Origin of the sequence: Bradyrhizobium sp. MOS001, assembly GCF_004634465.1 — a bacterium.
Taxonomy (GTDB): domain Bacteria; phylum Pseudomonadota; class Alphaproteobacteria; order Rhizobiales; family Xanthobacteraceae; genus Bradyrhizobium; species Bradyrhizobium barranii.
In genome coordinates this window covers 1-10,693 of sequence record NZ_SPVJ01000087.1, presented here as the reverse complement: position 1 = coordinate 10,693, position 10,693 = coordinate 1, and the positions used below count along the sequence as shown (strand labels likewise).

Here is a 10,693-nt window from a genome sequence, read left to right as displayed (position 1 = left end):
AATGAGAACGCACGCGCGCTGATATCCATGATGGCCCGGAGCAAATGCTCCAATCAAAGGCCGGATACATTGATGCAAGACCACTCACCACCTGATCGACGAACCTCTTGCTACGCACGGCCGGACCATACATTCGGGTCAAAACGCGAAGAACTCAACCTAGCAAATCTAGTCCGCCCTGCCTCACTGAGCCGACATCCATGAAGCGGGACGCTATTTCTCAAAAGGGCCAATAGGCAGACATGCGCATCGGCGGGCACATCGATGTCCATTTGGTGCCATGCGGAATTGTTTGCACCGCCATCAAGCTTTCCGAGCAATCAGCTCAACCGGTGCGACGTGGCCACTGGCCACGTTCTGGATCATGTTTTGTATCTTGTCCGATGCATTCCTGCCCATCAAAACGTGAATTCCCAGAGGGGGTGGCCCGCCCGCCGCCATGATCCTGGCGCGGAACTGGTCATAGAACGTGACCGCGAAGTCTCGGCGACTGAGTTCGGCGATCACCGCAAAGCCGGCCGCCTGCAGAGCGCTGCGGTAATGCGCCGGCTCCACCACGAAGCTTGATGCAGCTGTCGTCGCCCACGGCACAGGATAGCTGAGCTCGCCCTCACCGATCCTCATGACATCGTATATCCCAAAAACCGCGCCCGGCCGCAGGACGCGACTGACCTCCGAGCAAAGCTTGGATTTGACCTCGATATTCATACCTACGTGGAGCATGTAGGCGCCGTCGAAAACACCATCGGCAAATGGCATCGAAAGCGCGCTGCCCAGATGCAGCGAAATGCGGTACTGAGCCCGACCCAGCCGCAGAGCACCCGTCCGGTCTCGATGTATTCGGGAGTGAGATCGATTCCATCGACCCGGCACCGGTACCGGCTGGCAGATGACAACTCAGCAAGATATGTCCACCCATTACACGCGTGGCAACTTGATCGCGACGATCCGCGGCGGGGTCGAGTCTCTCGGCAAGACGATAGATTCGGTGACCGTCGATGATCTCGCACCCGTAGACGAGTTTCATATTGGCGGCCGCCAGGCATCCGACCATTTCATCGATCAGCTCGGTGTCACCCCCGATATGCATATTCTTGATATCGGATGTGGCCTTGGCGGGCCCGCGCGGTTCGTTACTCACCAAGCGCACCGAATGCGAAGCAAAAAGCCGAACATGACAAGATGTCAAAATGTTCGCGACACACATGATCGCAGACCACCAAAAGGATATCGCCGAATACAAGAAGGCATCCAAAAGTAAGGATGCTGCCGGAGAATATGCTTCCGGCCAGATAGATACGTTGCAAAAGCATTTGGAGACCGCAAAATCGTTGAAAGCCGGGAATACGCCGGGATTGCGTCGGCGGGACCGCGGCAACAAATATTTGCCAGAACGCCGGGCGGAAGATCCCGGCGGACCATGTACGCAAAAATAAGAGACACGCGGCTGCCGGCGCTTGGGAATGTGTATTCTCCAGCGAGTTCGACTTCTTCGGCGAATTGGTTGACGCGGGCGTTGAGACCGACGCGTACGGTCGAAGAGGCAGAGAGGAGGCGCGTAAGGCGTGGCAGCGGCTTCGGCGCCGGGTTCATGTGGACGTTCAAAATCGCATCAGCCCCGGGCACTCGAACAGTTCGGCCAGCCTTGATGCCCGCGCGCCTAAAACGAGACAAGCGGCGCTACACAACGAACGGGGTCTCGCCACCAGCGATCCGTACGAACTGCGCGACCTAAGGATGGCATTAGCCGCGGCGCTCGGGTGCAGCAAGTTCCGCGCGAGCCCGTTAGACCGCGAGCCACGATCGCTAATCGGTTGCGACACCGAGGCGGCGGAAGTCGTGCCCGGGCTGCGCTGGCATTTTGGGCACGCGCTGTACATCTCTCCTCCTTGCGGGCATCGGTCCGCTTCCGCTGCGACAAATCCATGGAGTGAGGTAATCCCAGCTTTAGAAAATCAGAGTGGATCGCCCAGAGGCGGACAATCGAACGCAAGGTTGTTGACTGAGGGGGCCTCGGAAAACAGGGCCACCCGAATTAGTGGTGCTCCGTACCAACGAGGTGAATGACCGCTTCCGGAAAGTGAGCCGACCAAGGTCATGCCGGCTAACAAGGGCAGTCTTTGACCCATGGCCACAACGACGTCGGTCTTGAGGCTTGAGAGGCCCAACTGAAATTCAGGAGGCGGTGCTGCAGGATTACCCTGCAGCTGACAGACTATCCTGTGCTCAATGCTATCACTGCCGCCTGCATAGCCTTGGCGCCAACGCCAAGACCGAGCCGACTTGTAGCATGGTCTACTTCTTGAGAATGCCGATATCGGTGTTGCCCAAATTCTTTATGGCGCGTTCGGCGGCGGGCGTATCTACCGCGTTGTCGTGGGAAGTTGGAGCCGGACTAACCGAGGAAGCATCCACGTCGCCGGTCGCTGCGTGGCTGAGCGCGTTGCCCACGTTGGGACTGGAGTAGCCCCCAGTGCCGCTTATGGTATGCCCGGTCGATAGGGTGCCACCCGCATAACCTTTCGAGCCGGCGGCCGCAGTTCCACTCGCCGCCGAGCCGCCACTGCTCGATCCACCTGTACTCTGGGCCAAGGCGAGCGACGAGCCACCAACGAGCAAGATTAAGATAACGGCGATGTGGTTCAAGAGCGGTCCTCTACTTGAATGACCGCTCAATGGGTTGCACCTCCGAAAGTTCCTATGGACCTCCCCGCTCTCCAAGCCACCACGTTGATGGTGGATCGCGCCGAAATCTTGCTGCGCCGGAGCGCCACGAAGTGGCTTCGCTTGTACGGATAGCCCCACACCGCCGAGCAATCCTTCCGTCGTGATCCGGCCGCCTCAGGATAGTCAGACCCAGCAGTGCCGTCGGTGGCCAAGCCGGGCCTCCACGCTAGAATTAGGGGCGCTGATCACTTAGGTTATGGAAACGATTTGTTAACCGGAGCAAAGTGGCATTCCGGGGCTGGTTAAGCCATTCATTTCGGAATTATCGAAACCCGGAAAGCGTGTGGGGCCGCTGTGGACGACAGCGGTCCTTTGCTTTGTGAGCTACTTCGGTGCGAACCGCAGCCACTCGCACACATGCAATCCAGTCTCGGCTTGTCTGGCTTTGCGGAGGATAAGCTTCGCGCTTGAAACTTGGCGGGAGATTCTTGGCTTGCTCATTGCGAGACCCAAGCGACTCCGCAAAAATTGCCCGATAAGAAATAGGCCGCCAACTGAGGCCGCCTTAGTTTCTTTGCGGAGCTTCTTATGAGCCCTTCTGGTCGAGAACAATCGAGTCACTTGCGAGGCGCTGACTCGGCTGTTGATGGTCGACGCTTTGGCATGGCGTGGTATCGCAAAGAGATCCCGAGCTGATGCGCTTTGAGGGCCACTGCCGGGGCGCCTCGGTTTAATTCAGCGGCTATCTTTTCGCGCCGGTGATTCCCAGCCATCGCCCTGAGCTTCTCAATTTCTTCTGAGGTCCACAGGTGACGAACAGGATCTGCCATATGGCGGCCTCCCAAAATAGTAAGGCTCCTCAGCACAATATCCTCCCTGACCAAAAGTTTCATTGCGCCTGGATTGATCAACAATACGGCCGGTCGGCTTCTGCCAGAGAGCGCCACCGCGCTGGATCCAGGCACCGGCGAAGAGGCAGAGTCAGGGTTGCAGCCGTGACAGGAGACGTTGTCGATCTTGGTTCCGAAGTCGCTGATCTGCGCGCCTCCGATCAAGTTCGGCCTCAGCTTTGGTCGTCTTCGGTTCGACAATAAGCATCTCTTGGTTTGCGAGCTGCCGTTCTCCCTCGACGACATCGCGCTCTATCTGCTCATCGAGCGTCGCAGTCGTGTACATCACGATACTCTCGCGGCCATGCTGGCAATTCACGCGAGTGGTTTGCGCAATGGATTTCCCAACCAGGCGCCGGCGTTTCGCGCCAATTCGGCCTGACGAACTAAGGCCCCGCGGGGTGAAGCTCCGGAGGGCCTGGCTCTTCAAAGCCTTCACGCTCTGATCGATCAGTCGATGATTTTCACGACCCGGCGCGTGCGCGGTTCGACGATGACTCGGCGGTCGTTCACAACCGCGTCGCGATACTCGGTGTAGTTGGTCATGGGGCGCAGCACCACGGTCGGGGGCAGCGGCTCGCCGACGAGGACGCGCTCGTGGATCACGACGGAGTCGTCGCGCGGGATCCCGCCGAGCACGGCATTCGGAATCTCGAGGCCGGCGCCGACGGCCGCACCGACGGTGCCGCCGAACATCGCGCCGAGGTGCGCGCTCTTGGCCAGCTTGCGCGTCGGTTGGGCAGATGGGTTGCGAGATCTAGCTTTGGCTATCGCGCATCGATCTCTCGCTCAGCCGCCAGCCAAAACTCTAGATCCCGCCCCGTCATAGGCCGGCCGCTTTGCTGCCAGAGCTCGTAAGCGCGGTCACTGATCTGTCTATGCCGCAAGCGGCTAAATAGTCCCCTCCTGAGTTCTTTCACAAACTCCAATTGAGTTGCGGTGATCTCACCGCGGATGTAGCCAGCTGCCCGGGCAGGCAAGATCTGATCTGCTTTTCGAAGTTTTTCCATCGCAGTTGAGTCCGTCCAGCCTATCCAGAAAATTATGCCTGTCGTCGCCCAATCATCGCAATAGATTTTGCGAGTTTTCCTGCAGCGGTTGGGGGATAACCTATCGGCTGGGGCCCAAACAGATTCGTTGCCAAGGCTGTTGTTCCCCGGATCGCCCGGTCGATTGGGTTCCGTTGGAGGTCAGGCTGTTGAGAGCCGGGTGTGCACGCGCGGCCGCTGAGGCGCCGCGTCGGCCGGGTCTCAGCCAGGCCGTGCCCATAGGGCTACGATGTCGGCTCCCCGCATCACCTGGATCCCCGAGGTCCGAACAGGCTGAAGTCGAAGTCGTGAGACAGCACCGTGGACACCAGGGATTCCCTTATCTTTGGTGTACACACGCACCTGTCTCACCGGCCTTGTGCAGGCCAAGCCGGTAGTACTTCGCCCTCGACATCCCGAGCGGTTTCCAGAGTTCATCGCGGCTCTTGGAATGTGCCGCCAGATATTCGGCGCGAGGGACAACACCATCATTGCGGCGATGGTCCTCCCGTTCCTGCCGCTTGCGATCTTCGCGGCGTTTCTCACGCCCGGCCTTATCGACATCGACGCTGCCGATCGTGGTAAGGCCGAGGGCTTGGCGCACCTCGAGGGTGAGCCAGGGGCCCAACTCCTGAGCCATCTCGTCGGCATTCCATTTCCGCGGATCGGCCTCCACGCGCTGGATCAGCGCCGCCCGTTCCTCGAGCTACCCGCACCGCGCGCACATCACCGCCGCGCAGGCGGCCATTGGGACAAGCCGATGAAGCACACCGAGCAACGCCCCTACGCGGACCCCGAAGCGGCCGCGCGCAAGCTCCTCGAGCTCGCAGCCAACGTCGCGGCCGTGCAGGACGGCCGCATCTACATCGACCGGATCATATGTTCAAGCTGAAGGGCAGCGGCAGCGAATTTGGCGCCGGGCTCAAACACGCGATCGAGCGCGGCTGGTTGTGGAAGCGCGAAAGTGGCAGCTACGTGAAGCTGATCCCACCCGGTGAAGATCTGCTGACTAATTCCACCGCGTAGGCCAATCCGCCCCGTGCTGCCCTGGAGGTTGGCTCATTCGCCGGCAATTCCTTCAGGGTTGCAGCCGTGAGAGCAGACGTTGACGATCCTGATCGCGACGCCGCTGCTCTTCGCGCATCCGTTCAAGTTCGGCTTCAGCTTTGGCCGTATCAAGGTCCTGCCGCTTCAGTTCAATAACAAGCGCTTCTTGCTCTGCCAGTCGCCGCTCTCCTTCAACGACATCGCGCTCTACCTGTCTCAGCTCATCGCATATCGCAGTCGTGTACATCGCGATCCTCACGCGGCCGTGCTGCGCATGCACGTTGCAGCGTAGCTGCGCCGCGCACATTAAACTTGAGCGCAAGGCGCATGACTTTCAACTCAGCCAGCTTCTTGAACGTTCCTGATAATGCCATTTTTTCCCGATCTGTACGGGCAATGCAATTTACAAATACCCTGTTGCCGGCCGAACGGACAGGACGAGGGTCGGGAAAAATAGGAACTGGGCTTTTACGGACAGGTTGATGCTCCATGCCCAAGTACTTCTTCGACCATCACAGCAACACCAGTATCGAAATCGACGATGAAGGCATCGATCTCCCGGACGTTGATGCTGCAGAAGGCTGGCGCTTGAGGCATTGGGCCAATCGGTGTTGGATGGCGCGCCTCGTTCTTTGATGGGTCGGCTAGCTATCGAAGTGCGAGATCCTCACGGCCCTATCTTGCGCTCCTCCGCTACTGTTGTGCTTGAGGAGCTATGAGGCTGTCCCGCAGACGAAGGGCTGCCTAACCGTACGTGATCGACAGATCTAAGGCGCTGGTGGACCACCATGAATGAGCGTGCATCTTCACAGTCGAGATTTCTTATTCGGCGGGGTGGAAACGGCTGGATGGTTTATGATCGAGAACGTAAGGGACCTGCTCTGATCGGGACCGACTTGGCGGCAAACCTTACCATGACGGAAGCCGAGCGCGTGAAGCAGATGCTGATCAATCAGCCGGATGGGAAAGGTCTGATTTTGAGTGCGTTAGTTTGGCGCGCCGCCTGATCGTCTTGGACAACCTGCCGCGCTTTCCTCCTCGCGTTGGATGTCTTCGCTCTTGTCAGCGCTCACTTTGGCTTCTCAGCTTGGATGTGCAGGACGTAGAGCGTGTTCTGAAACTCGTCCGTCACTTCCATACGCCAACCGCGCCCCGGCTTCAGCTTTCCGTCTATGCCCTGAAGCATCTGCCCGGCCGTGACTGTGGCCTCCCTCCACGCGGCGTGCTTGTCCGGAAGCTCCTCTCCCACGTCATCGATCTCGGTGCGTTCGTGGGTGATGTGGAAGAAGTATCTTGGCATGCCCGAAAAATGCTTAACGGCAGGTTCGCGTTCCTAGCGATCGACGCGGCTTGGGTCTGGTTGCCGCATCCCGGAAGAGGTCAGCCAATCACTCAAGTGCGCACCGGTCTCGGCGATGCGTGCTCGCTTCAGCAGGGCTTCACGTTCCGGCCCGGCGGGTAACTGGCAGGCCTGCTCTTTGAGTTTGGCGGCCTGCTCGGCCATTCGTTCTTCGAGGGAACGGCCATCCTCCGCTGACCCTATGCAGAACGTGCTGGGCGCACGAGAGTGCGCGCAGGAGATTTAAGGGCCCGCCCGCGCTGAAGTGGCCGGGCGACGGACGCGTCAGCGTTCGGTCCTCTCCGGATGAACTCAGACCTCAGTCGAAAAGATCCGGAGCGGCATTCAAAGAAAGTGATGCTCCACCTCGCGGATGCCCAGACCTTGTTTTCGACTTTCCGAAGATGCTCCAGATAAATACGCTCAACACGATTGAAACGGCGAGCAGGAGCAAAAGGTCACGGACCATGATATCCTCCCCTTTGCTGTTCAATCGGGGAATTAGCCCAACGTTCCTATCCAATCCACTTGCCTCCACTCACGCAGCGGCGTCAGCCCCTAGCCACTGGCAAACCGGAAAAACCCGGCGGCCCTTGGAGGAGACCGCCGGGCTGATCCGCCGATCACACCACTTCAATGGCTGACAGGCTGAATAAATGGCGCTGGCTCGTCTGTCCGAATCCCGACAAACCGTCTCGGTTTAGTCGGACGTGTGGCCGACAAGTCACGTCCGGGCTCGCGTTCCTGGACGGAGCCACCGCCGAGAAGGCGACATGAAGCTGGAGATGACGAACGAGCCCGGCTGGATCAGAGACTTCTCGCGTCATCAGGCCAAAGGTGTAGCTCTGGTATGTGGGCGCCGCTGTAAGGGGCGTCTGCTTGGCTGTGCTAGCTCATTTCGTATCGGCTATTCGCTGGGGTGATTATTCGTCGCCTTACCAGCGCGATGCTGCCGTTCTGTTTTTGGACGAAGCAAGTCACGTTTTGAACCGGAGTGTCGGGTCCAACTACATAGAAAGGAGTGCGCCGAACGACGCAAGCAAACCTGTACCACCCATGATCGCTAGTCCGATGAAGAAGCGCTCGACCACGTCCAGGGCGGTCTCCCTTGTTCTCCTCAATTCGCAACGTTCAAAAGTGAACGCTGGTTCGATTTGATTGCCCATTTTTCCCGTTGGAACAAATGTTCACTCTGGCACTTAGGAACCTGCAACTTCGAGGGGTGAGAGTCATGAGCGACCCCGAGCTATCGTCGTCGCGGGCACCTCAACCGGGGCCGCCGTGTCCTAAATGCAAGCTCCCCGCGCGTTACATCACGTCGGTTCTGGACGTAAAGCGCGACCGAGCAGTGATGGTTTACCGCTGTGCACCATGCGGTGAGGAGATCTGGAGAGATTAGGGCGACGGCTAGTTTTCCAGGCGCGCTTGTCCTTCCCTGCTGCGCGCAAGAAAGCTAGACCGGTTTTGTCTCGGGCTAACGCCGCTAGCCTGTTTCCGACCTCAGTGGCGTAATTTGAAATTTGCAGTGGCCTAATTTCGATAGTGACGTGATTTTAGATCGGCTCTAAATTCGTTCCTGCGGGGTGTTTTAGAGCGGGATCATGCGAGAGTTTCGGGCATATATAATCGATGGCGCGGGGCACATAACGCTCCGCGTTGATATTGTGGTGGAGGACGAGGCGGAAGCTCGGGAACGAGCCAAATTGCTTGTAGACGGGCGCGCGGTAGAGCTTTGGGAAGGCGCAACCAGGCTCGATAGATTTGAGCCAATCAGCAGGCACTAAGGCCGCCTCAGTTGGCGGCCCAAACAAAAGGCTCCGGTCCGGGGCTGGCAGGACTGGACCCTCTGGGAGCCTGAGCACGCGGTGAGTGGCGCGCTCGGCTAGCTGCTCATTCTATCCAAATGATAGGGGCCGCGGTATGGCGGCCCCCTGCCGGTCGCAATCTCATCCGTAATGAAAACCAGCCCCGGCAACATAAAATTAAAATCAGCCACCGGCCGAAATCAAGTGCCTTAGTCGCGCAGGAACATCGCGGCTAGTGCCAAGTTTCCCGGCGCCCTCGAGGCCGTGCTCGCGAGGGTAACCTCTAGGCCCCGGCTCATCCCCCATTTGAGTTTCTTCCGGGACAGCGGACTCAAGGGAACGACAAGGGCAGGTATTTGAGTCGTTGCGGCTCGGTTGCCTAGCCGAGCCGGCGGAGCAGCCCCGGCCTACCCCCTTGACCCCTGCAGCCGGGCCGTCTCTTCGCCTTTGTCCGTATCGTAGTATCGTATGCGTTCCTCGCCCTCGATCGTGCCGGCCGAGCGCCTGGACCGCGACATCTATCTTGTACTTGAAGACTTCGGCGCGCGTGCCGGTTGCGCCTGGCGCGAGACGGATGAGGCTGACACCGACCTCGATATCATCCTGCAAAATCTCCTGTCCGGCCAGTACGCCTATCCGGTCCGAATTGTATCCTTCAATCCCGTCGAGGCGTGGTCGCGGGATGCTACTTCCGACATCGCCGACGCACTGGCCCAGCGCGCAGCCGACATCGACGCCGAGATCTCATCTGCGCTGCAAGACTTCATCGCCGCCAACGCCACAAAGCGCTTCGACATGCAGCTCGCGCTGCCCTTGCGCGGGGTCACCTGATGTCTAGCGAGGATAAGCCGGCGGTCGCGCTTACTTTTCGATGCGGAATCTTACCTCGCTACCAACAATGTTAAAAATCAAATCAGGCCAATCCCCTCCCCGCGGCCGGCGGCGCTATTTTGGCTGCCGTAGCCCCGGCGATCTCAGCCAATCGCTAATATTGTAGTCGGGCCACTACCTGTTGCCATTGACAAATGTTGGAATCTCGCACCCTCGGAAATGAACGTTCGGCGGTGCATTCGCCTTCGCAACCTGTTCTCCCAATGAGGACCAGTGTGATTTGAAAATCGGCCACCTGAGATCGGGAACGGGCCAGCGTCTAATGAACAAGAACGACGTACAGGAGGGCCGCCGTCACCAGAACGCCCAAAAACCGTATTGGCATTGGTACCCATCTTTCAGCACCGGGCCGGGGGGCATGATGATGCTGGGGCCTCCGGACAGGTTCTTGCCTCGTGGGACCGAGGCCGTCACCGCAGAACAGAAGTCGGCCGCAGCCGGCATGTTCCCAGCCAAGTCCTCATCTCTGCTGCCTGTGGCCTAATCTCAAAAGCGCTGAAGAACAGAAGGGCCGCAGGAGCCGGATCAGACCGGAGCTTGCGGCCGATGCTGCGACGTTCCGCACGATCGGCGCGGCACACCCTATTGGCTAGCACAGGAACCGCAAACCGAGCTGGCGGGAGCGGCCCTGGCCTACCCTTGCCCCCCTGCCAGCCGGGGCCGACTCTCCGCCCCTGTCGTATCGGAGTTGCGACTATCCGGTGCTTGAAGACTTCGGCGCGCGTTTGCGCCTGGCGCGAGACGGATGAGGCTGACACTGACCTCGAGGGTCCTGTAAAATCTCCTGTCGCTAGAGCCATCCCGGTCCCGATGGAACGAGAACCGGGGATGCTCTCAGTCTTTCGTGAAGGCGCGTGAGCCTCAGGCTTCCTTGAAGCGGTAGCCGACGCCGTAAAGTGTCTCGATCATCTCGAACTCGTTGTCGACCACCTTGAACTTCTTGCGCAGCCGCTTGATGTGGCTGTCGATGGTGCGGTCGTCGACATAGACCTGGTCGTCATAGGCGGCGTCCATCAGCGCGTTGCG

Annotated in this window: 14 protein-coding genes and 1 pseudogene; 8 read left to right on the top strand and 7 right to left on the bottom strand. The window is 59.2% G+C overall.

The features are described 5' to 3' along the window. Positions 1–303: 303 nt before the first annotated feature. Positions 304–873 (bottom strand): methyltransferase domain-containing protein, encoded by a 570-nt coding sequence (locus tag CT676_RS41925; protein ID WP_167768338.1) that lies wholly within the window; start codon positions 871–873, stop codon positions 304–306. A 317-nt stretch (positions 874–1,190) separates the two neighbouring features. On the opposite strand from CT676_RS41925, the gene CT676_RS45820 reads away from it, so the two are divergent. Further along, positions 1,191–1,436 (top strand): DUF4142 domain-containing protein, encoded by a 246-nt coding sequence (locus tag CT676_RS45820; RefSeq protein ID WP_244623506.1) that lies wholly within the window; start codon positions 1,191–1,193, stop codon positions 1,434–1,436. An 859-nt stretch (positions 1,437–2,295) separates the two neighbouring features. Here CT676_RS45820 and CT676_RS41915 read toward each other — a convergent pair. Then, complete coding sequence (locus tag CT676_RS41915; RefSeq protein ID WP_085399372.1) at positions 2,296–2,646, bottom strand: hypothetical protein; 351 nt, start codon at positions 2,644–2,646, stop codon at positions 2,296–2,298. 1,029 nt (positions 2,647–3,675) lie between these two features. Here CT676_RS41915 and CT676_RS44820 point away from each other — a divergent pair. After that, the gene (locus CT676_RS44820; RefSeq protein ID WP_193560941.1) at positions 3,676–3,939 is read left to right on the top strand and encodes a hypothetical protein; all 264 of its coding nucleotides are present in this window, start codon (positions 3,676–3,678) and stop codon (positions 3,937–3,939) included. 68 nt (positions 3,940–4,007) lie between these two features. Here CT676_RS44820 and CT676_RS41905 read toward each other — a convergent pair. Both CT676_RS41905 and CT676_RS41900 read right to left on the bottom strand, forming a co-directional pair. Then, positions 4,008–4,262, bottom strand: a pseudogene (locus tag CT676_RS41905) (DUF1236 domain-containing protein); the annotation flags it as partial. A gap of 62 nt (positions 4,263–4,324) precedes the next feature. Further along, on the bottom strand, positions 4,325–4,567 hold the full coding sequence (locus CT676_RS41900; protein ID WP_135217154.1) for a DUF2934 domain-containing protein: 243 nt from the start codon (positions 4,565–4,567) through the stop codon (positions 4,325–4,327). A 469-nt stretch (positions 4,568–5,036) separates the two neighbouring features. On the opposite strand from CT676_RS41900, the gene CT676_RS46375 reads away from it, so the two are divergent. The 5 genes from CT676_RS46375 to CT676_RS41885 all read left to right on the top strand — a co-directional run bounded on the left by CT676_RS46375 (position 5,037) and on the right by CT676_RS41885 (position 6,639). Continuing rightward, on the top strand, positions 5,037–5,477 hold the full coding sequence (locus tag CT676_RS46375) for a hypothetical protein (RefSeq protein ID WP_343287589.1): 441 nt from the start codon (positions 5,037–5,039) through the stop codon (positions 5,475–5,477). After that, complete coding sequence (locus CT676_RS46370; RefSeq protein WP_343287588.1) at positions 5,465–5,611, top strand: hypothetical protein; 147 nt, start codon at positions 5,465–5,467, stop codon at positions 5,609–5,611. Before CT676_RS46375 ends, CT676_RS46370 begins: the two co-directional genes overlap by 13 nt. 79 nt (positions 5,612–5,690) lie before the next feature. Next, positions 5,691–5,924: a hypothetical protein gene (locus CT676_RS44815; protein WP_193560940.1), complete on the top strand. Its 234-nt coding sequence runs from the start codon at positions 5,691–5,693 to the stop codon at positions 5,922–5,924. A gap of 197 nt (positions 5,925–6,121) precedes the next feature. Next, positions 6,122–6,268 (top strand): hypothetical protein, encoded by a 147-nt coding sequence (locus CT676_RS44640; protein WP_161495768.1) that lies wholly within the window; start codon positions 6,122–6,124, stop codon positions 6,266–6,268. Positions 6,269–6,420: 152 nt separating this feature from the next. Further along, on the top strand, positions 6,421–6,639 hold the full coding sequence (locus tag CT676_RS41885) for a hypothetical protein (RefSeq protein WP_085399376.1): 219 nt from the start codon (positions 6,421–6,423) through the stop codon (positions 6,637–6,639). Between the two features lie 62 nt (positions 6,640–6,701). On the opposite strand, the gene CT676_RS41880 is transcribed toward CT676_RS41885, so the two are convergent. Both CT676_RS41880 and CT676_RS44635 read right to left on the bottom strand, forming a co-directional pair. Beyond that, positions 6,702–6,932, bottom strand: coding sequence for a hypothetical protein (locus CT676_RS41880; RefSeq protein WP_085399377.1), 231 nt, complete (start codon positions 6,930–6,932; stop codon positions 6,702–6,704). 33 nt (positions 6,933–6,965) lie between these two features. Beyond that, the gene (locus CT676_RS44635; RefSeq protein ID WP_167768337.1) at positions 6,966–7,136 is read right to left on the bottom strand and encodes a hypothetical protein; all 171 of its coding nucleotides are present in this window, start codon (positions 7,134–7,136) and stop codon (positions 6,966–6,968) included. Between the two features lie 2,108 nt (positions 7,137–9,244). Here CT676_RS44635 and CT676_RS41870 point away from each other — a divergent pair. Beyond that, a complete protein-coding gene (locus CT676_RS41870; protein ID WP_135217153.1) occupies positions 9,245–9,607 on the top strand; it encodes a hypothetical protein in 363 nt (120 codons plus the stop codon). Positions 9,608–10,528: 921 nt separating this feature from the next. On the opposite strand, the gene CT676_RS41865 is transcribed toward CT676_RS41870, so the two are convergent. Next, the coding region (locus CT676_RS41865; RefSeq protein WP_193560939.1) for a winged helix-turn-helix domain-containing protein at positions 10,529–10,693 on the bottom strand (165 nt) is incomplete at its 5' end.